This is a genomic window from Bradyrhizobium sp. SEMIA (assembly GCF_014844175.1).
GTDB lineage: Bacteria > Pseudomonadota > Alphaproteobacteria > Rhizobiales > Xanthobacteraceae > Bradyrhizobium > Bradyrhizobium arachidis.
This window is the reverse complement of sequence record NZ_CP046601.1, coordinates 8,999,377-9,020,936: the sequence shown is the minus strand read 5'-3', so window position 1 is coordinate 9,020,936 and position 21,560 is coordinate 8,999,377. Positions and strand designations below refer to the sequence as shown.

Sequence of the window (21,560 nt, the reverse complement as noted above, 5' to 3'; positions counted from 1 at the left end):
GCGCCGCCGCACCAAATCCCAATTAAGATCGATCAATGCCGAAATTGTATCAGTTGTGCGGGGCGGCTAGCGCACCGCCGCCGTCAGGCTGCGGGAGGGCAAATGCGGGCCGGTCGCATAGTCGGGTGCTCCGAGCACGCCCCACACCGCGACCGCAACCAGCGCGCAGGTCAAGATCGTCCAGACCACGAGTCGTTTCCGCATCAGGCCAGATCCATCATCCGTTCGATACCCCCATCGCCGCCAGCGATCGTGCACTGCAAACGGCGACGATCCTATGAACTCATTCACAAGTGAAAACAGCGAACCAATGCCGCGCCCGCGCATTGACCCGTCATGCCCCGCGAAAACGATCTTGAAGGCAAGCCCGACATGGGCGGCAAGCATGGCGGTCAGGCCGGCCAGCCGAAACCGCCGCCGCGCCCGCGCCAGGGCCCGCGCGATGAGGACGTCGTGGCAAAGCGCCACACCGGCCAAACCGATCGCAGCGCCCCGCCGACCAAATCAAAATAGCGCCTCGCCCGCGCCGTACTTTCATTGGGAACAGCGGCCTCGTCTTGCCGTTACCTTGATCCCGCGGGCGGAGGAGAGCGAAAGGGAGGCTGGCACGTGTTTTGGATCTATTGGGACACCGCCTGGTCGCTGATCATCAGCGGCATCTGGGTCGCCACCATCGTCAGCCATCCCGACGCCGAGTTTGTCGAAATCCAGGCGGCCCGGCAGGTGAAGTGAGCCCGCGCACGTCGCGCAGCCGTTGGGCTGACTGATCCGCATTGCGATCTCAAGGTGAAGCTCAGATCATGCTGCCGGGCATGAAGCAGCGGATCAAGGCGCGGCCGTTGACGTAATAGGGCCAGACCATGGTGCGGCCGGCGCGGTTCGGCTCGGTGATCACGGCATCGTCGGGCACCTCGATCCAGGCGCCCTGGAGCCTCACGCGATAATGTCCGTCGCGCGTGTCCCAGTCGACATCGTCGAGCGCGGTGCCGTCGGCATCGGCGCAGCAGGGCCGCCGGCCTTGCTGTGCAGGCTCTCGAACCAGCCCTTGAGCGGCGAGTTGGCGTAGCGGCCATCGTCGCGGGCCTGCGCAGGCAGGCCGATCATCGCGATGGCCGCCAGAAGAGGGATCATCCTGAAAGTCACGACCGCCATGTCGCCTCGCTCGATCCGCGCACGCGCGAGCGCGCAGACGCGAAGCCTGCTGCGAGGCGCGTGATGCATGTTGGCTGCCGCCCGCCGGCCAGAGTTCCAGCCGCCTCGGCAGGGCGATAACCGCAAGGCCTGAGGTTTGATCCTATTTTGGCGCGGTGAGCTCGCCGGGGCTACTACCGCCGCCACCGCCTGCGCCGACAGCAGGCTGTTTCAGCTTCGCGGCCGGTACGGCCGGGCTGAATAGCCAGCCCTGCATCTGGCTGCATCCGAGCTGGCGCAGCACCTCGCGCTGGGCCTCGGTCTCGACGCCTTCGGCCGTCGTCGCCATGTGGCGCGCGGCGGCCATGTGCACCACGGCCTGCACGATCGGCGAGGAATCCTCGGACTGACCGATGTCGCTGATGAAGCTGCGGTCGATCTTGATCTTGTCGAAGGGGAAGCGGTGCAGATAGCTCAACGATGAATAGCCGGTGCCGAAATCGTCGAGCGCGATCCGCACGCCGAGCTCGCGCAGCTGCTGCAGGATGGTGAGCGCCTCCTCGTCGTCGCGGATCAGCACGGTCTCGGTCACCTCGAGCTCGAGCCGGCCGGGTGAGAGGCCCGACTCCGCAAGCGCCGCGGCGACCTTCAGCGCCAGCGTGCTCGATCGGAATTGCACCGGCGAGACGTTGACGGCGACGTGGATATCGCCCGGCCAGCCCGCCGCCTCGGTGCAGGCCTGCCGCAGGACCCATTCGCCGATCTCGCCGATCAGACCGGTGTCTTCCGCGACCGGAATGAAATCCGCGGGCGAGACCATGCCGCGCTCGGGATGGCGCCAGCGCAGCAGCGCCTCGCAGCCGGTGACGACATTGGCCGCGAGGTCGACCAGCGGCTGGTAGTGCACCTCGAACTCGCCGCGGGCGAGCGCCTGGCGCAGATCGAGCTCGAGCTGGCGGCGCTGCCGCGCCTTGGCGTCGTATTCGGGGATGAAGATGCGGAAGGTGCCGCGGCCCTCGGTCTTGGCCGCATACATCGCAAGGTCGGCGCGCTTGAGCAGATCGTCGAGATTGTCGCCATGGTCGGGCGCGATCGCGATGCCGATGCTGGCGTCGGTCGGGATCTCCTGGCCCTTGCAATTCACCGGCGTGCGCAGTGCCGTCAGGATATTGTCCGCCAGCGCGGCCAGCTCCGGCTCATCGCAGGTGCCGGCCTTGATGATGGCGAACTCGTCGCCGCCTAACCGTGCGACGAGATCGTTGCCGCTGACGCAGGCGCGCAGACGGTTCGCCACCTGGCGCAGCAGCTCGTCGCCGACCTCATGTCCCAGCGAATCGTTGACGCCCTTGAACTCGTCGACGTCGATATAGAGGATCGCGAACGGCTTGCCCTGGGCGAGCTCGGCGACGCGGCGCTCCAGATGGCCGCGCATCAGCACGCGGTTGGGCAGGTCGGTCAGCGCGTCGTAATGCGCCATATGTGCGATGCGCTCGTCGGCGCGGATGCGCTCGGTGACGTCGTCATGGGTGGCAAGCCAGCCGCCGGCAGCACCAGGCTGGTTCTTGACCTCGATCAGGCGGCCGTCGGCGGTCTCGACGATGGCGCTCTGCGTGCGGCCGACATTGTCCAGGATGTCGTCGCAATAGGCATCGACGTCGCCGTGGAACGAGCCGGTGTCGTAGCGGTGCTGGATCACGTCGCGGAAATAGGCGCCGGGCTTCACCACGCCAGCGGAAAGGCCGTACATCTCGATGTAGCGGCGATTGCAGACGATCAGCCGCTGGTCCCGATCGAACATCAGGAGGCCCTGCGTCATCGTGTTCATCGCGGTGTCGAGCCGCTGCTTCTCCACCGAGAGGCGGTTGGTCATCTGGCGGAAGATCAGGAACAGCGTGAGCACGAGCAGGCCGATCGACAGCACGGCCACGAACACGAAGAACTTCGTCTGCGTGCGCCAGGTGGCGAGCGTCGCGTCCAGCGACTTGGTCGCGACCACGACCAGCGGCTCGCCGGTCAGGAGGCGCGAGGCGACGATGCGGTCCTTGCCGTCGATCGGGCTTGCGAGCTGCGTGGTGACGAAGGTGCGTTCGAACACCGACCGCTGCTCCGGCGTGCCGTTGCGGAAATTCTCTCCGATCATGGCATCGACATGCGGAATGCGCGCGAGCAGCTGGCCGTTCTGGTGATGCATCGCGATCGAGGATTCCTCGCCAAGCCCGCTCGAGGCGAAGAAGGATTCGAGCTGCTCCGGCGAGATCGCGCGCGAGACCATGCCGAGGAATTCGCCGTGCGGGCCGGAGACGCGCCGCGCGAACACGATGGCGGGACCGTTGCCGAACCGGCCGGGAACGACCTCGATCTCCTCCTGCGACGTCGGATCATTCTTCAGGCGGTCGAAATAGCCGCGGTCGGCGACCGAGATGTCGGCGACCGGCCAGCGCCGCGACGAGTTGATCAGAACGCCCTCGGCATCGAACACGTTGGCGCCGGCGACGTCGGACCAGCCGCTGGCTTTCGCGCGCAGCACCTCGTGCATGGCGAGCGTGCCCATCTCGCTGCGGAAGACGTTGGCGGATTCGATGCCGTGGCTTTCGAGCTCGGCGATGACGCTCTTCTGCAGCACCGCGAAATCGGCGAATTCGCGGTCGAAGTGCCGGGCCAGCAGCCGGACGGAGTTTTCCAGGCTGTCGCGGCCGCTTTCGATCGCATTCTGGCGGAAGCGGTCGACGGTGAGCGCGGTGCCGATGGCCATCGCGACCATCAGCACGAAGCCGCCGCCGATCAGCCACGTCAGCGGCGCTCCCTGCCAACGGCGCAGCAACGCGCGCATCCGCGCGGTCCATCGGATTGATGTGCCCATCCAGCCCTCCCGTGGGATGCAAGATGCAGCAAAACCGACAAGACCCCGTTACCAGTAAGGGTTAGGAAAATATGAATCGGAATGGAATCAGAGGCTTGGGTTCCCTATGCGGGCGCCTACGAGACCGTAGGCTGGGCAAAGGCGCCCTTGCGCCGTGCCCACCATCTCTTCGTGGCGGCAAAAAGCGCGTGGGCACGCTTCGCTTTGCCACCCTACGAAGCTACCAAGCGGCTCTCACCGCTTGATCTCCCACTCCAGCGCCTCCGCATTGCCCTTGGCGAACATCGCCGGGACATCGAACTTGCCGGTCTTGAGGTCATAGCGGCATTTCCAATCCGCCAATCCCTTCACGGCGACGTTCTTCGGATGCTTGTCCATCGCCCCCGACAGCGAGATCACGAGGTAACGGTTGTTGGGCCAGTCGACGCCGAGCCAGCGATAGGCATCTTCGGTGCCTTTCATCAGATTGGCCGAGATGTGGTAGTCGAGCTTCATGTTCTTCGTATCGGGCCGGCTGTGGAAATAGGCCCAGGCAAGATCGCTGAGCGATTTCCGGGTCGCATTGACGAAGGCGCCGTTCTCGACATGGTAGAGGAACAGATCCTGCGAGCCCGAGCCCGTCTTCTGCATCCGCACCAGCCATTGCGAATCGGCGGTGAAGCGGAAGCCGGCGCCATAGCCCTGCTCCGGCTTCAGCTCCGTCATCTGCTCGCCGCGTCGGGCCCAGACCTGCCATTTGACCTCGAAAAGGTCTTCACTGTCCTTCATGTATTGCTCGAGCTTGGTCGCACCGTCGGGCGAGGTGAAGGCGAGATCGGCGTTGTCGGTGAGGACGAAGCCCGGCGGCGGGCCGGATGCGGCGAGCGCGGGGGAGGCGGCAAGGAACAGGGCAAGCGCCAGCCATGGCGCGGGACGGCAAAATCTGGTCACGGAAGAAATCCCTAAAATAAATGCCGCGCTGCGGCCTTGCGCATTGGACTCCGGCGGGGCGGTGCCGGTTCATCCGAAAGAGGGATCATCCCATCGGCCGACTTGCTGCCGCAGCGAAATCGGCGCAATTTGCTGCCATCGGCTGATTTGCGATCCAAGGTTCTGCATCGATGTTGACCGCTTCCAAGGCCTTCATTGCGTTCTGTCTGCTCGCATTGGTTGGCACCGCGCTGGTGATCGGGCCCACCGAGCTGCGCCGGCTGTTGCCGGGCGGGGAGAAGACCGAGGTCGCCGCCAAACCTGAGGTCAAGGCCGCGAAGCCTGAGGCCAAGGCTGAATCCAAAGCCGAAGCCAGGCCGGATGAGTCCAGGCTTGCCGCCGCGCAGCCTGCACCATCGGCGTCCCCCGAGCCGGTCGTCCCGCCAAAGGCGGCGGCTCCGCTCGCCGAGACGCAGAAGCAGATTGCGGCACTCGGCGAGCTCGCCCCGGCCAATCCGCCGCGGCCGCGGCCGATGCCGGCCCCCGGTTCGACGTCGCGCGCGTCGACGATCACGGCGAGGCTGCGGTGATCGCGGGGCAGGCCACGCCGGGTGCCAAGGTCGAGCTGCTGCGCGACGGCAAGCCGCTCGACTCCGTGGTGGCCGATGCGGCGGGCCAGTTCGTGATGACCCCGTCCCAGCTCCCCGCCGGCTCCTATGAACTGACCCTGCGCGCGACAGCGTCCAACGCCACCGTCACCCAGTCCGCCCGCACCATGCCGGTGATCATCGCCGAAGCCGCGCCGCCGCCGGCGCGCCCGGCACCTGCCGCGCCGCGGCTGATGGGGACGCCGAAGCCGAAGGTCCTGGCGCGCGCGCCGGCCGCCAATGCGGTCGCATCGGCCTCGCCGGCAGAGGTCTTCAATACCGCGCCGGCCGATGCGGGCGGCAGCCGCGTGATCTCGCGCGGCGACAGCCTGTGGGCGCTCAGCCGCCTCGCTTACGGCGATGGCGCCCGCTATGCGGTGATCTTCAACGCCAACCGCGACAAGATCCACAACCCGAACCTGATCTATCCCGGCCAGACCTTTGTGCTGCCGAAGGCACACTGATGATTTCTGCGACGCTTTGACCGGCGCGGGGTCGGAACCTTTGGTTCCGCTCTGAGTCATCTCTGTACCGCGCACTGCGTGCCTGGCGCTGGAGGAGGGCCAAGAGGTGGTCAACTCAGTGGTCAATTCGGTCGTCATGCGGAGGCCTCGCATGGGACTGGTGCTGGCGGGCGCAGTCCTCGCGACTTTGGCGGTGCTGCTGCCGAGCAAGGCCGAGGCACAGTTCGGACTACGGGGCGGTCCGCTCGGCGTCGCCCGCTTCGCCGTCGGCCACATGATCGGCATGTCACGCCTGCGCCATTCCCGCATGGCGGTGCGGGGCGGCCGATACCGCTCCGCCGCGCTGAGATCGCAGGATCCGCGCGGTGCCGAGCGCGGTCAGCCGCCCAATCCCTACATCGTGCGTGCGGCGCTCACGGCGCAGGCCGCGCTGTCGGGCTGGCGTGGCGGCCGCCGCCCGCAGGGCTGGTGGCGCCATCCCGACGGCAGCTATGGCTGGGCCGGCCCGGTGTTCTGGCCGTTCGCGCAGGACGATCTCGCCAACGCCGTCATCCTCGGCGATATGACCAGCCTCTCGCTCTATGGTTATGGCGACATCTATGCCGCGATCTTCGCGCCCTATGCCGCGACCGAGCTCGCCGCCTATACCGCGCCGCAAGGCCGGCGCGCGCGCAAGGTTCCGTCGGCGCAGAATGTCTGTGATGCCAGCGATCCCGCTGGCTTCCCCATGGATCGCATCGTCACCGCCGTGCAGCCGAACGAAGTGCAGCGCGCAGCACTCGACGATTTCAGTGCCGCCTGGCTAGCCGCCCGCGACAGCATTCGCGCGGCCTGCCCGGCAGAGGTGCCCGCGACCGCGGCGGATCGCCTCGGCCTGATGCGCGAGCGCATCGAGGCGATGATCAAGCGACCGACGCGGTCGCAGCGCCGCTGGCTAAATTCGAGGGCCTGCTCGACGACGGCCAGAAGAAAAAGCTCGATGCGCTCGGCCAGGAGCGTCGCGCCGCGCTCGCGGCCGGCCAGAAGAAGGATGCGCAGGCGGCAAGCGCCTGCGAGGCCGACAACGATCCGCGCTATGACGTGCAGGCGCAGCGCCAGTACGAGCAGCTCGTGCAGCAGCAATGGCCCGCCGCCGACATCGCCGCGACGCTCAAGCTCGACGACACCGGCCGCGCACGCCTCGACGTGCTTCAGGACACCACGCTGCGCACCATGGAGACGCTGAGCCCGTGCACAGCGAAGACCGCAGCGACCCCGCAAGCCCGCCTCGCCGCGGTGAAGGCGCGGCTCGGCGCCATGCTGGAGGCGGTCAAGACCGTCGGCGATGCGCTCGATGATTTCGAGGCGGATTTGACCGACGAGCAGAAGGCCGCCTTCGAGGCCATCGGCCCGAAGCGGGGCGCGTGAGCGCAGAGGAATCACATTGAGAGCCGTTCCTCCGGCCATCCTTCGAGACGCCCGCTTTAGGCGGGCTCCTCAGGATGAGGACCGAGTGCGCGGCAGCAGCTTCAACCGGCGCGGTGCTGTTTAGCTTCATCCTGAGGAGACCGCTGGAAGCGGTCGTCTCGAAGGACGAGGCGCGCGCTCAGGCCGTCCAGGACGCCATATGCGATCGCCCTCCCCCACAAGGGGGGAGGGACCGGAGAGAGCAATTCTTTTGGCTCGGCTCGTTCGACTTCAACGCATCCCGCTTCTAGCTGAAGAAATGGCCGCCAGAGGCCAGCGAGTAAGCCTGCCACTGATGATCGAGCACGATCGTCTCGTGGCTGCCGTTGCTCTGGCTGATGTCGATGACGAGGTCGTTGGCGCCGCCGCGATGGGCGGTGACGTCGGCCGAGTCCTTGACGAGATCGACCAGCGCCGCCATCGACTTCACCACCGCGCCGGAGCCGGCGCCTTCGCCGTTGTCGAGCACGGCCGCGGCATGCGCACCTGATGAGGCGAAAGTGCCGGCCTCGTAGTCGTAGAACACCAGCGCGTCACCCTTGTTGAAGTTGAGGTCGAATACGGTGTCGGTGGCGCGCTGGCCGGCCGCCTGGTCGGTGCCGTTGAAGCGGAACTGATCGGCGCCGGCGCCGGCGTAGAGCAAATCGTTGCCGCCGCCGCCGTTGAGCACGTCGGAATGCTGGCCACCGATCAGGATGTCGTTGCCGCCCTTGCCGTCGAGGAAGCTGCCGACCGGGCTGAACAGTTTTGCGATCAGCAGATTGTTGCCGTCGTTGCCTTCGACGAGATTGTCGGCGATCGCGGTGATCTTGGTGCCGCCATTGCCGTCGGACGACAGCTGGAAGTTCAGGCCCGAGGCATAGGCATGGGAGTCGAGCTGCAGCGTGATCGTGCCGGACTTGCTTCCGGTGATGGTGAGGACGTTGTCGGCCGACAGCGTCACCTGGCTGGCCTTGCCGATGCCGGCGAGGTCGATGGTGTCGCCGACGCCGAAGCCTTCGATGGTGTTGTCGAGATGGCCGTGGTCCAGCGCCGCCTTGTCGATCTTGAGCGTCTGCGCGCCGTCCTCGAAGGTGATCGCGCCTGTGCCGGCGGCATCGAGCGCCGCGAGCTCCAGCGTTCCGGCATGCAGCGTCGTGCCGCCGGTGTAGCCGTTGCTCTGGCTCAGCACCGTTGTGCCGGTGCCGGCCTGGTCGAAGGCGCCGTTGCCGGAGATCGTCGCATTGAACACGAAGACGTCGGAATGGGTGGACGCGAACACGCCATTGTCGGTGACGGCGCCCGTGAGCGAGCCGCCATCGGCGAGCGCGAGCCTGGCGCCCGCGTCGATGGTGATGCCGGAGGCGAAGCTCTCGGCATCGGTGACGCTCCAGCTGCCGGCCTTGACGTCGAGCAGCTCGAAATTCACCGTATGCGCCAGCGTGCCGGAGCCGTTGCCGAGCAGGTTGAACGTATCGATGCCGTCGCCGCCATCGACCGCCGCGGTGAAGGTCGCGCCGGTGTAGTCGTTCACGATGTCGTCGCCGCCACCGAGCGCGACGCTGCCGTCAATCGTGCCGTGGTTCGTGATGATGTCGGCGAAGGTGTCGGTGATGGAGATCGCCTCGCCATTGCCGCCGTGGATCAGGCCCCAATTCTCGACCGTCGTCGGCGCGAAGGCGTTGCCGAGGTTGGAATCGTCGACCGTAATCGCCCGCTCGACGCTCGAGATCGTGCCGTAATTGACGATGCTTCCGCCGCCGATCGTGATCGCCTCGGCCAGGATGCCATCGCTGTGGCCCGTCGTGGTGATCGAGCCGTAATTCGTCAGCGCGATCAGGCCGTCGACGTCGATGCCGTCGCCGTCGCTGACGCCGTCGGCATGGCCGGTGATGAGGCCGGAATTGAGGATGGTCGTGGTGGTCGTGCTCGCGGTGTCCATGTTGATGCCGGAGCCGGCATCGCCGATGATGCTGCCGCCCGCATCGTTGCTGATCGTGATCGGCTGGTCGCCGGTGATGCCGTGGCGCGTGCCCTCGATGGTGCCGCCGGCATGGTTGTTGACGACGCCGCCGGCATTGCCCTGGAAGTCGACGCCGTCATTGGTGTCGCCGGCCGTGCCGCCGCCGAAGATATTGCCGTAATTGTCGACGACCATGTTGACGCCGCCGCGGACCGCGTCGGCATCGGCCGCCTTGATCACACCGGTCGCCTCGTTGATGAGGTGAATGCTGCCGCTGGTCGAGACCAGATCGGTGAAATCGATCGCCTGGCCGTTGGCGGATCCGGTTCCGGTCGACTGGATGGTGCCGACATTGTCGACCGTGACCGAATAGGTCGCGGTCGTGGTCAGCGTCGAGGCCGTGATGCGCACCGCATCGCCCTGCGACTGGATCACGCCATGCTGCTCGTTATCAAGCGTGAACGAGGTGATGTTGGTGAGGTTCGACGTGTTCAGATTGATCGCGCGGCTCGCCGAGGCGGTCGCGTCGATCAGGCCGTCATTGGTGATGGTGATGATGCCGGCACCGGGGCGGATCGCATCATTGCCGGAGGCGCCGATCACCGCGCCGGTGTGATTGGTGATGTTGATGACTTCGGTGGCCGACACGATCGCGGCGAAGTCGAGCGCCTGCCCGCTCGAGGCCGCAATGATGTTGCCGCTGGCGTCCACCGCGCCGGAGACGATGCTGCCGGAATTGTCGACGGTGATGGTGCCGGTGGAGAGTGCGGTGTTGATGCGGAACGCATCGTCGCCCGTGATCAGCTTCGCGCCGGCCTCGTTGGTGAAGCTGAGATTGCCCGTCGTGAAGGAACCCTTGGTGTCGATGCCGCGGCTCGTCGCCAGGATGGTGCCGGCATTGTCGATCACCACGGTCTGCCCGGCCGCGCCGCCGGTCCAGGTGATGTCGGTGGTGTCGGACAGCGTGCCGCCGGCCTGGATGATGCCGGTGTCGGTATTGCCGACGGTCTTTGCGGACGTGACTGTGGAACCGCTTGCCACGGTGAAAGAAGCCATGATCCCTCCCTGACGTGCCCTGGAAATGCGGCGCCGGCCGGCGCTGCGAAAATGCTTGGGACGAGAGCGGTATCGGGGGGAGATGACGGCGGGATGACGCGGTGTGGATCGCGTCCTATGAAAGACTTAGCCGCACGCCCAATCGAACTTCATATCCCCGAAGTCGAGCTGCGCATTGCCGCCGCCGAAATTGTAGCCGCCGAAATATTCCTCGAACTCGATATAGAACGGGCTCATCTCCGGCACCGCCTGGCACGGCCGCATGGTGCCGCCGAGATGGTTGTGGGCGTGGTCCTTGCTCCAGTCATGCAGGCGGAAATTGTCGCGGCCAGGGACGCCGCCGACATAGTAGTAATAGGGCTGATAGCCGGTCGGCGGGTTTTCCCTGGTGTGCTCGTCCTGCGGCCCCTTGCCGGCATTGGGATCGTTCGCGCGCGGGCTCAAGGTGATCGCGCGGGTCTCGCTCAGATCGGCGCGCGGTGACGCTGAAAACATCTTCTTCGCGTAAGGCGCCGCGGCCTCGAAGAACGCGCAGGCGCCGCCGACATCGAGCCAGCGCGGCCGGTCGGCCGTCGCCAGCGCAAGCGGCGCCGGCGGCGTCGCGAACGCGCCGTCATATTCGGTTTTGGTCAGCAGCAGCGCGGCATATTCGTAATCGAGAATGTCGGTCATGCGCGAGAGCCGCGGATGCGCTGGCCGTGCCATCACCGCTTCGCGGATTTCAGGACCATCGGGCGCGCCGCCGTCATTGTGATCGGGCGCAGTGGCAAAGAACGACACCGCGACGATGTCCGCGCCATGCACGCGATAATCCTCCGGCAGCAGCAGCGTGAAGCCGTGCATCAGCGGATAGCCGGTGACGGGATCGAGCGGCCATTGCTCGGATGTGATGCCCGGCGGCAGCCCGTAAACCCAGCCCTGGTCGCGTGCCCGCTCAGTGGGACGGTCCAGCATCTGCAAATCATACGCGCGCGAAGGCAAGGCAAACGCCACAGGCCGTCTCCCATCGGAAATTGAGCCTCGACGCCGAGGCGATGGTTAGTCGCAGCGAGGGGAGATGTGGTTCGGGATGGGAAGAACGCGATGATGCCATTCTGCCAGTGTTTTGCGCGACGCGTCAAAGGCAATTTCGCAAAATCCGTAGCTCCGGCGAAAATTTGGCGTCGTGCCGGAGCCTCGGCTACTGTGCATGGGGTTGTTTTCGAATCTTAGTTGGCTTCTACCCGCGCCGCCGCGCGACCGACGCATCGACCACGTTCTCGACCCCCTCGCGCCAGCTCAAAATCTCCATCGCAAGCACGGGATGATTAAAACCCTTGAGCTGGAGATCGTCGAGCGCGCGCGCCTCGACCCAGGGCTCGACCATGCCGTAGACGCGGCGGCTGACCACGATCTGGTTCGGCTTGGCCTCGCTGCAGAGACGGGAGGCGAGATTGGTGACGCTGCCGATCGCGGCATATTCGAGCCGCTGCTCGAAGCCGACCTGGCCGAGCGTGGCATAGCCGAGCGCGACGCCGATGCCGAACCCGAGGCTATGGCCGCGGTTGCGCCAGCGCTCGGTCAGCGGGCCGATGGTGTCGCGCATCTCCACCGCCATCTTCACGGCGCGCTTGGTGTGGTCCTCGAACTGGATCGGCGCGTTGAACAGGATCATCACGCCGTCGCCGGCATATTTGTCGAGCGTGCCCTCATACTTGAAGATGAGCTGGCCGAGCGCGGCGTGGTATTCGCGCAGCACGTTCATCGCCTCTTCCGGCTCGGTGGCTTCCGTGAACGCGGTGAAGCCGCGCAGATCGCAGAACACCACCGTCACCTCGCGGCGCTGGCTGGTGAGCAGCCCCTCGGGGCTGTCGGAGGAGGCGATCAGCTGCGCCACCTGCGGCGCCAGGAAACGCTCGAGCTTGCGGATGCGCTCGATCTCGCCGAGCTGGGTCTCGACGCGCTCCTCCAGCGACTTGTTCCAGTCCTTGAGCTGCTCGGTCTGCACGCGCAGCTTGTCGGCCTGGGCGCGCACGGTCTCGTTCGCGGTCTCGAGCGCGTGGCTCTTGTGATCGACCTCGGTGAACAGCCGCGCATTGCGCATTGCCAGCACGGCCTGGTTGGCGAAGGTGCGCATCAGGCCGATGATGCTGGCGGCGAACGCGCCACTGGCGCGGCGCAGTACCACCAGCGAGCCAAGCGTGCCCTGCTGATCGACCAGCGGCACCACCAGCACCGAGTGGAAGCCGGCATCGATCGCGGCATCGCGCAGCGGCTGCTCGGCCGCGTGGTCGAGATCGGCAATCGCGATCGGCTCGCCGCTCTCCGCGGCATCGCTCAGGATGTTCTCGCCTTCGCCGATGGTGACGTGTGCGCCTTCGGCCGACTTGTCGATGCCGCCCGCCTCCACCAGGTTGAAGCTGTGTGCCTCTGCGTCATAGCCGTAGATCAGCACCGCGTCGGCGTGGGTGATCTCGATCGCGCGCGCGGCAATGGTCGGCAGCACGGCGTTGAGATCGAGCGAGGAGGCCACCGCGCGGCCGACCTCTTCCAGCACCTTGAGCTCGTGGTTCGACTGCGCGAGGTCACGGGTGCGCTCCTCGACCTTGGTCTCCAGGTTCGAATAGGTCTCCTGGAGCTGGGTCGCCATGCGATTGAACTGGCCGGCGAGGTCTTCGAGCTCGTCGGAGGTGTGCACGTCGATGCGGTGGCTGAAATCGCCCTCGCCGAGCTTGTGCGCGCCGTCGCGCAGCGCGGTGATCGGGATGATCATGCGGCGGGCGAGCAGCGTCCCGGCGAGGATCGCCACCATCAGGCCCATGCCGATCAGAAGCGCGATGCGCACCAGCTGGTCGCGGATCGGCGTCAGGGCTTGCGTGGTCGGCTGCTCGAACAGCACGCTCCAGCCAAGTTTCGGAACGGTGCTCGCAGCGCTCATCACCGAATGGCCGTTGAAGTCGGTACCCGATGTTTCGGATTCGCGCCCCGGCGCGATCGCAGCCGCCACCTGTGGCAGCTTCGACAGGTCCTTGCCGACGTCGGGCCCCTTCGACGACGTCGCCAGCACGCGGCCGCGCGGATCGACCACATAGGCGAAGGCGGCCTTGCCGACCTGCGCGTCGGACAGGAAGTCGGAGAGGAAGCTGAGATCGATCTCGGCGACTGTGACGCCGGCGTTGAAGCCGGAATGCGCGACCGAGATCGACATGATCGGCCGCTGGTCGACGAAATAGGCCGGCGAATAGCTGACACCGCGAGCCACCGTATCGGTGAAGCGCATGTCGCGGGAGAGGTCGGCATTGCCGCCGGTCGTGGTCGACTGGCGCGAGACGCGCAGCACCTCGCGGCCCTCGCCGTTGAGCTGGAACAGCTGGTTGACGACCGAGACCTGGTGCAGCAGCTGGGCGTAGTCGGCGCGGCGCTTCTCGAGCGTGTCCTGGCTCGCCCGCGTCACCCAGCTGATCTGGCGCTCGAGCTCGGAGATCGACTGTTCCATGCGCCGGGCGACGGCCTGCGCCCTGTCCTCGAGCCCGTCGGTCAGCGATGTCTTGGTGGCGCGGTAGGAGATCCAGGTCTCCATCGCGCCGTTGACGGCGAGCACGAACACGACGAGGCCGACGAGGGAGACGACATATTTGGCGAACAGGCCCTCGCGCAGAAACCGTGTCTTGTCGTTCGCCCCTGCCATCCCGATCCTCTTGCGCCGCCATCGACGCCGGCGCTACGGGCCGTACCAGCCCCGGCAGCCTTCTACCATAATTCGGGCCAAGGGATCGTTCCGTGACCGTCCCGGGACCGGCTGAACAGCAGGTCTGGTTACCCGTTGTGGACGGCGGGGCTGCTGGACGGGCGGTGAAATGTCGCAGCCTCATCCGTTCGGAGGAAGCTGCGGATGGCGGGCTCATGTAAGGGGGAACGTGGAGTCCCGTCCGTTGGTCCGCCAATCACCGATTGAAGAGCTGCCGCAGCACATCGTTCATGGGCTGGCTGTCCTGCTGCGCCGCCGGCGGGTCTTCCAGGGCCGGGGGTGCGGGCGAAGCCTGCGGTGCCGGCGTGGAGGGTACTGCCGGCAGGCTGCGGCTGCGGCCGGTGCCCGTCGCCGTACCTGTTCCGGCACCGCTGGAAAGCCCCTGCTGGATCAGGCTGCCGATCGCCTCGCCCAAGGGGCCGCCGAGCAGATTGTTCTGGCCCGGCTGCTGGGTTTGCGGATTGGCATTGCCGGGCACGTTGCCGCCACCCGGCGCGGTCGCGCCGCCGAGGCCGAGGCCGCCCAAAATATTGCCGAGCCCGGCGCCGTCGGGGCCGAACAGGCCTTTGCCCATCTCGCGCAGCTTGGCATAGGCAGCCTCGGGATTATCGAGCATGCCGGCCATGTCAGGATAGATCTTCGGCTGCGACCAGCTGCCCTGGATCATCACGGGGATGCCGAAGCCGACCGGCTCGTTGGTGCGGCCCTGGCCTTCGGTCGTCATCACCAGCTTCGGCTCGACGCGAAAACCCATCATCTTGGTGTCGAGTGCGATCGTGCCGGCGCCAGTCACCCGTACCAGCGGCCCGATCAGGTTGAGATCGGTCGTCACCGCCTGACCCTTGTCGATGCGGAAGGAGGCCGAGAGCTGCGACAGGTCCGTGCTCTGCTCCTGGCTGCTGTTCTGGCTGTCTTGCCAGCCGGACAGCGTGCCCGATGTCAGCGAACGGATCATCTGCGCGACATTGATGCCGCGGATCGCGCCGTCCTGGAAATTGACGAAAGCCGTGCCCTGCATGTTCGCCATCAGCGCGCGCTGGCTGGTGCCGGCGCTGCGCAGCGCGAGCTTGGCCTGCAGCTTGCCGTCGATGCGGTCGAATTCGGCAAGGCCCTGCAGCAGCGGCAGCGCGCGCACGCCGACGAGGTCGGAATGCATGGCAAAGCTCGGCGCGCCGGTGGTCGCATCCAGGATCACCTCGCCCGAGACCTGGCCGCCATAGGCGCCGAGATTGGCGGTTCCGGCCTTCAGCACGCCGCCGGCGAGCTTTGCATCGAGCGCCAGCGGTGCGAGGCGGGCATCGCCGATCACGGCCTCGTTCGCGGAGAACCTGATTTGCGCATCGACATAGTTCAGTCCGGAGACGTCGATCGGCGCATCGCTCCAGGGCCGCCCGGACGCGCCGTCAGGCGATTTCGCCAGCGGAATCGCCAGCCGCTGGAAGTCGAGATCGAGCTTGACCAGCGGCTTGCTCGCGATGTCGACGGACGCCCAGCCGTTGAATGCGCCGTCGCCGAGCGTGCCGTTGATGCCGTTGATCATCACGATGTCGCCGTTCAGCCGCATCTCGGCGTGGCCGGCGAGCTGGGACTTCAGCACATCGGGCATGTCGATGGCGAAATCCACGGGGATCGTGGGCCGGTCGGTCGGCGGCGCCGGCGTCGCTGCCTTGATGTCGAACCTGGTCGGATGCTCGCCGACGCGCGCGGTGCCGGTGATGTTGACCTTGCGGTCGCGGTCGACGACGGCATCGGCGTTGATGGCGCTGATACGACCTTCGACGCGATCGCGCAGCCGCGAGAATGCGACCTCGCCGTCGGTGATCTTGACGCGGTCGATGGTGGCGCCGTCCGTGTCGAGCGCGAGCGGCTTCGACGAAGTGCCGGCATTCGGCAGGCGCTCGCGCAGCAGCGGCTGATAGAGCACGGGACGGGTGACGACGAGTTCGCTGATCTTCGGACGGCCCGACCATACGCTGGCGAGCGACATGTCGGCCTGCACGCTGTCGACCGTCAGGCGCGTGATGCCGCTACGATCCTTGGGATCCTGGAGCGTGAGATCGTTCAGCGTGACGTTCAGCGTCGGCCAAACGCTGATCTTGGTGGTGCCGTCGATCGACAGGCGATAGCCGGTCGCGCTCTCGACCCGCGAGGCAATCGTCGAGGTCAGGAAGCCGGAGGGGACCCCGACCACCAGCAGGAGTGCGATCACGATGATGACGGCGGCCACCGCCGCGCCGGCGAATTTCACTGCTCTCATGTCGACTTTCCAGCGGCGGACCATCGGCGTCGAAACCGGCAAATACCGGTACTTTGCGCCGCGTCCTTTCCGCCTGAGTTTATCCCGGGACGGGAAGTGGTTCCAAGCGGTCAAAAATAGTCAGGGGGAGCTGCAAAGTTATGTGACTTATGACACACTTCCCCGGCGCGGTTTTACGCGATCCTGATGTTGATGGTTCCAAGCGATTTGCCAAGAAATTCACAAGGACATTGAAATGAGCAAGCAGGCCGAATTTGCGGTCATCCTGAAGATGAACGCGATGTTCGCCGACCTCGGCGCAGATGAGCTCCAGCGGCTGTCCAATCTCTGCCACACCCAGCATCTGGGCAATGGCGAGGTGCTGTTCCAGAAGGGCGACCCCGGCGACGCGCTGTTCGGCGTGCGCCGCGGCCAGGTCCGTATCGAGACCGGCGCTTCCGACGGCAGCCGACTGACGCTGAATTTCATGGGACCGGGCGATTTGTTCGGCGAGGTCGCGGTGCTGGACGGCCAGAGCCGCACGGCGGACGCGACCGCGGGCGAGGCCAGCGAATTGTTCGTGCTGCGGCGCGAGGATTTCCTCGGCTTCCTCGAGCGCGAGCCGAAAGTCGCGATCAAGATCATCGCGCTCTTATGCCAACGCATCCGCTGGCAGAGCGAGCGCATGGAGGAATCCATGTTGCAGCCGCTGCCGGTGCGGCTGGCACGGCGGCTCTGTGCCCTCGCTGCCGATTTCGGCTCCGAGGTGCACATCTCGCAGGAGCAGCTCGGCATCTTCGTCGGCGCTGCCCGCGAGAGCGTCAACCGCCAGCTCCAGGCCTGGCGCAAGGAAGCGATCCTCGATCTTCAGCGCGGCCGGATATTGCTGCGGAACATGGCCAAGCTGACGGCGATCGCACGGAACGAGTGAAGTCACTAGCTCCGCGCTTCTGGCATCGCGGCTACTCCGCCGCCGGGTGCACGATGTTCTTCGGCGCTGGCCCCGCTTCCGCCGATGCAGTCCCATGATGCCCGTCCGTCTCGGCATCCTCGCTGTGCACGATCAGCCGCTTGCCGAAGCGCCAGATCAGCGCGCCGAGATCGTCCATCACCATGAACATCGCGGGCACGAACACCAGCGACAGGATGGTCGAGAAGATCAGGCCGCCGATCACCGCGAGCGCCATTGGCGAGCGGAACTCGCCGCCGGCGCCGACCGCGAGCGCGCTCGGCATCATGCCGGCGGCCATCGCGATCGTGGTCATCACGATCGGACGGGCGCGTTTCATGCCGGCGTCGATCATCGCCTCGTCGCGCGGCTTGCCGCCGTTGATCGCCTCGATCGCGAACTCCACCAGCATGATGGCGTTCTTGGTGACGATGCCCATCAGCATCAGGATGCCGATCCAGACCGGCGTCGTCAGCTGCTTGCCGGTGACGAGCAGGGCCGCGATCGCGCCGCCGATCGACAGCGGCAGCGAGAACAGGATGGTGATCGGTTGCAGGAAAGTGCCGAACAGCAGCACCAGCACTGCATAGACCATCATCAGGCCGGCTGTGATCGCGGTGGCAAAGCCGTCGGATAGCTCGTTGAGGCTTTCGGCATCGCCGGACGGTGAGACCTTCACGCCCTTCGGCAGGCTCTTCATCACCGGCAGTTCGTAGATCTTCTTGGTGGCATCGCCGAGTGCCGCGGAGCCGACGAGGTCGGCGGCGACGGTGGCCTGCCGCTCACGATCGTAGCGGTTGATGCTGGTCGGGCCCTGGTCGAGCTTGACGTCGGCGATGACCGAGAGCGGCACGCCGCCCTTCTCGCCGTGCTCGCCGAGCGGCACGCGCAACTGCTCCAGCGTCTTGAGATTGCCGCGCGCGGCGTCCTCGAGCTGGACGCGGATCGGCACCAGGCGGTCGCCGACGTCGAACTTGGCGAGCGCGGGGCCGACGTCGCCGATGGTGGCCACGCGGATGGTCTGCGACAGGCTTTCGGTCGAGACGCCGAGGCGAGCGGCAAGGTCCGCACGCGGCTCGATGCGGAGCTCAGGGCGCTCCAGCGCGGTTTCCGAGATCACGTTGGAGATGGTCGGAATCCGCTTCATCTGCGTCGCAAGCTCGCTGGCGACGTTGTTGACGATGTTGGCGTCGACGCCGGTCACCACCAGCGAGATCGCGCGCAGGCCGTTCTCGTCCAGGAACCAGAAGCGGATATCGGGAACGTTCTCCAGCTCCTGGCTGATCGAGAATTCGAGCTCGCGCTGGGTGATGTCGCGGTCGCTCTTGGGCGTGTAGTTGATGATCAGGGCGGCGCGCCGGACTTCTTGGGTCCCGGGCGGAACGCGGCCGCCGTCGACGAAGATGCTCTTCACCTCGGGTCGCTTGCGCAGGCGCGCGACGATGTCCTCGGTGACCTTTTCGGTGTAGGCGAGCTGGGTGCCTGGCGGCAGCTCGAGGGCAAGCAGCGAGCGCGCGCTGTCCTGCGCCGGCAGGAAGCCCTGCGGCAGCAGCGTGATGCTCCAGATCGAGGCGGCGAAGATGCCGAAGCCGATCAGCACGGTGATGAAATAGTGCTTCACCGACCACGATACGATGCTGTGATAGGTCCGCAGGATACGGCCGGGCGGCGGCTCCTCGTGTGCGTGATGCTTGAGGAAGTAGGCCGCCAGCATCGGCGTCACGAAGCGTGCCGCGAGCAGCGAGAAGAACACCTGCACCGAGACGGTGATGCCGAACTGCTTGAAGAACTGTCCCGCGATGCCCGACATGAAGCTCGCGGGCGCGAAGATCGCGATGATGGTGAGCGAAATCGCGATCACGGCGAGGCCGATCTCGTCGGCGGCTTCCAGCGCGGCGCGGTAGGGCGATTTGCCCATGTTCATATGCCGCACGATGTTCTCGATCTCGACGATGGCGTCGTCGACCAGGATACCTGTCGACAGCGTGATGGCGAGGAAGCTGACGAGGTTCAGCGAGAAGCCGAGGATGTCCATCGCCCAGAACGCCGGGAAGATCGACAGCGGCAGCGAGATCGCGGCAATGATGGTCGCGCGCAAATCGCGCAGAAACAACAGCACGATGACAACCGCGAGGATGGCGCCTTCGAACAGGGTCGAGATCGCCGCCTCGTAGTTGCCCTTGGTGTATTCGACCGAGGTGTCGATCAGCTTGAGATCGACGTCGGGATAGCGGCCTTGAGCGCGTCGATGCGCTTCTGCACGGCGGCGGCGACCACCACGTCGCTGGCGCCCTTGGAGCGCTTGATGCCCAGCGCGACCACCGGCTCGCCGTTGAAGCGGGCGAAGGTGCGGCGGTCGGCGATGGTGTCGGTGACGGTGCCGAGATCGTCGAGACGGACCTCGCCGCCGCCGAACAGCGGGATCATGGTGCCGGCGAGATCGCTCAGCGTCTTGGCGCCGGCCAGCGTGCGGATCGCCTGGTCGTTCTTGCCGATCTCGGCGCGGCCGCCGGCGACGTCGACATTGGTGCCGCGCAGGCTCTGGCTGACATTGACGGCGGTGAGCCCCATGGCCTGGAGACGGTCGGGATCGAGTGAAACCAGGATCTCGCGCTCGACACCGCCGATGCGCTCGACCTGGGCGACGCCGCGCACGCCTTGCAGCGCGCGCTTGACCACGTCGTCGACGAAATAAGAGAGCTGCTCGGGCGTCTTGCCGGGTGCGATCGCGGCATAGGTGACGATCGGCAGGCCGATCACGTCGACGCGCTGGATCAGCGGCTCGGTGACGTTCTGGGGCAGGTTCGACCGCACACGCGTCACCGCGTCCTTGACGTCGTTGAGCGCGCGATCGGTGTTGGTCTCCAGTGCGAACTGGATCGTGGTCACCGACAGGCCGTCGGTGATCGACGAGGTGATGTGCCGCACGCCCTCGACGCCGGAGACGGCGTCTTCAACCGTCTTGGTGACCTGGGATTCGAGCTCGGCGGGCGCCGCGCCGAACTGCGAGACCGCGACCGAGATCACGGGAATGTCGGCCGAAGGCAACCGCGTCACCGCGAGCTTGGTGAAGGAGACCCAGCCGAGAATCAGGAGGATGATCGAAAACACCACCGACGGCAGCGGATTGCGGATCGACCATGCCGAGATATTGAGAGCCATCAGCGTACCCGCGTGCGATCGAGTTCATCGGCGAACATGGTCTTGATCTGGTCGCCGTCATGCAGCGAAGAGCCGGCGTCGGCCACGACGATCTCGCCGACCTCGAGACCTTCCAGGATTTCCGTCGCGGTGTCGGACGTCAGCCCGACCCGCACCTTGCGCGTCTCGACGATGTTGCCTTTGACGACCTGCACGGTGAGATGGTCGATCGCGGTCTTGGGAACCGCGACGCCGCAGCTTCGCTTGGCATCGATGGAGGCGCGGGCGAATACGCCGACCTTCAGCGAGGGATTGTTGGTGACGCTGATGCGGACGCGGCCGAGCTGGGTGGCGCGGTCGATCTCGGGCGCAACCAGGCGGACCCGGCCGATCAGGTCGGGCGCGTCGTCGCGGCTGATGCGCACCGTCGCGCCGGGGCTGAGCTTGGGCATGTGCACGGCCGGGACCTGAGCATCCAGCTCGATCTCGTTGTTGACGGCGATGCGGAACATCGGGCCGGCCTGTGGGGAAGCGGGCGCTCCGACGACGGTGCGGACCTCGGTGACGAGGCCCGGCGCGGGCGCCTTCAGCGAGATCGGGCCTTGCTGGCCGGGCCGCTGCGGCTGACCCGGAATCTGCGGCGGCGGGGTCAGGCGCGCCAGCTCCTGGTTTTCGGTGACCATGGTGCCTTCGGTGACGAAGACGTCGGTGACCCTGGAGCCTTCCTGGTCGGCGACGACGACGGCCTCGCGGCGCGGCACGAAGAAGCCGGTCACGCGCACGAGGTCGGAGAAGCAGGCATTGGTCGACTTCGTCACGATGACGAGCGCCTCGCCCGGCGTTTCCTTCGCCTCGGGACGATGCCGATGCTCGAACAGATAATAGCCGACGCCGAGTACGACGACGAACAACACGGTTCCGGCGGGTTTGAGATATTCGGAGACGTTCATCGCCGGATTGTCCTGGCCTGGCTCACGGCCATCCGCACGAGGCCTATCAAGAGCGTTTCCCTGAAATAAAGCGGCGCCCCGCAAGGCTGCGGGACGCGCTCC

The 21,560-nt window shown here is 66.2% G+C and carries 11 protein-coding genes and 4 pseudogenes; 5 read left to right on the top strand and 10 right to left on the bottom strand.

Annotated elements, in window-relative coordinates; genetic code table 11:
- Positions 1-66 precede the first annotated feature (66 nt).
- The gene (locus FOM02_RS43095) at positions 67-204 is read right to left on the bottom strand and encodes a hypothetical protein (protein ID WP_156950903.1); all 138 of its coding nucleotides are present in this window, start codon (positions 202-204) and stop codon (positions 67-69) included.
- Positions 205-336: 132 nt separating this feature from the next.
- On the opposite strand from FOM02_RS43095, the gene FOM02_RS43090 reads away from it, so the two are divergent.
- Positions 337-513, top strand: a complete 177-nt coding sequence (locus FOM02_RS43090) for a hypothetical protein (RefSeq protein ID WP_156950902.1) — start codon at positions 337-339, stop codon at positions 511-513.
- A 96-nt stretch (positions 514-609) separates the two neighbouring features.
- Positions 610-732, top strand: coding sequence for a hypothetical protein (locus tag FOM02_RS43085; RefSeq protein WP_265441090.1), 123 nt, complete (start codon positions 610-612; stop codon positions 730-732).
- 61 nt (positions 733-793) lie between these two features.
- Here the strand turns inward: FOM02_RS43085 and FOM02_RS43080 are convergent.
- The 3 genes and pseudogenes from FOM02_RS43080 to FOM02_RS43070 form a co-directional block, all read right to left on the bottom strand.
- Positions 794-1,152, bottom strand: a pseudogene (locus tag FOM02_RS43080) (hypothetical protein).
- A 142-nt stretch (positions 1,153-1,294) separates the two neighbouring features.
- Positions 1,295-3,991: an EAL domain-containing protein gene (locus tag FOM02_RS43075; RefSeq protein WP_265441089.1), complete on the bottom strand. Its 2,697-nt coding sequence runs from the start codon at positions 3,989-3,991 to the stop codon at positions 1,295-1,297.
- Positions 3,992-4,225: 234 nt separating this feature from the next.
- Positions 4,226-4,921 carry a hypothetical protein gene (locus tag FOM02_RS43070; protein ID WP_027563569.1) on the bottom strand — a complete coding sequence of 232 codons (696 nt, stop codon included), beginning with the start codon at positions 4,919-4,921 and terminating at the stop codon, positions 4,226-4,228.
- 170 nt (positions 4,922-5,091) lie between these two features.
- Between FOM02_RS43070 and FOM02_RS43065 the strand changes: the two are divergent.
- Positions 5,092-6,011 (top strand): annotated as a pseudogene (locus FOM02_RS43065) (LysM peptidoglycan-binding domain-containing protein).
- Positions 6,012-6,147: 136 nt separating this feature from the next.
- Positions 6,148-7,418: pseudogene (locus FOM02_RS43060) on the top strand (Spy/CpxP family protein refolding chaperone).
- 286 nt (positions 7,419-7,704) lie between these two features.
- Here the strand turns inward: FOM02_RS43060 and FOM02_RS43055 are convergent.
- From FOM02_RS43055 to FOM02_RS43040, 4 genes are all read right to left on the bottom strand, one after another.
- Entirely contained in the window at positions 7,705-10,455 is a 2,751-nt protein-coding gene (locus FOM02_RS43055; protein ID WP_051378265.1) for a beta strand repeat-containing protein, read from the bottom strand.
- 126 nt (positions 10,456-10,581) lie between these two features.
- The gene (locus FOM02_RS43050) at positions 10,582-11,448 is read right to left on the bottom strand and encodes a hypothetical protein (RefSeq protein WP_027563565.1); all 867 of its coding nucleotides are present in this window, start codon (positions 11,446-11,448) and stop codon (positions 10,582-10,584) included.
- A 226-nt stretch (positions 11,449-11,674) separates the two neighbouring features.
- Complete coding sequence (locus tag FOM02_RS43045) at positions 11,675-14,122, bottom strand: adenylate/guanylate cyclase domain-containing protein (protein ID WP_027563564.1); 2,448 nt, start codon at positions 14,120-14,122, stop codon at positions 11,675-11,677.
- Positions 14,123-14,378: 256 nt separating this feature from the next.
- Positions 14,379-16,439, bottom strand: coding sequence for an AsmA family protein (locus tag FOM02_RS43040; protein WP_027563563.1), 2,061 nt, complete (start codon positions 16,437-16,439; stop codon positions 14,379-14,381).
- Positions 16,440-16,674: 235 nt separating this feature from the next.
- On the opposite strand from FOM02_RS43040, the gene FOM02_RS43035 reads away from it, so the two are divergent.
- Positions 16,675-17,349 (top strand): Crp/Fnr family transcriptional regulator, encoded by a 675-nt coding sequence (locus FOM02_RS43035; protein ID WP_027563562.1) that lies wholly within the window; start codon positions 16,675-16,677, stop codon positions 17,347-17,349.
- Between the two features lie 31 nt (positions 17,350-17,380).
- Here FOM02_RS43035 and FOM02_RS43030 read toward each other — a convergent pair.
- Together FOM02_RS43030 and FOM02_RS43025 are read right to left on the bottom strand one after the other, a co-directional pair.
- Positions 17,381-20,529: pseudogene (locus tag FOM02_RS43030) on the bottom strand (efflux RND transporter permease subunit).
- Entirely contained in the window at positions 20,529-21,458 is a 930-nt protein-coding gene (locus tag FOM02_RS43025) for an efflux RND transporter periplasmic adaptor subunit (RefSeq protein ID WP_027563560.1), read from the bottom strand. Before FOM02_RS43025 ends, FOM02_RS43030 begins: the two are co-directional and overlap by 1 nt.
- Positions 21,459-21,560 lie beyond the last annotated feature (102 nt).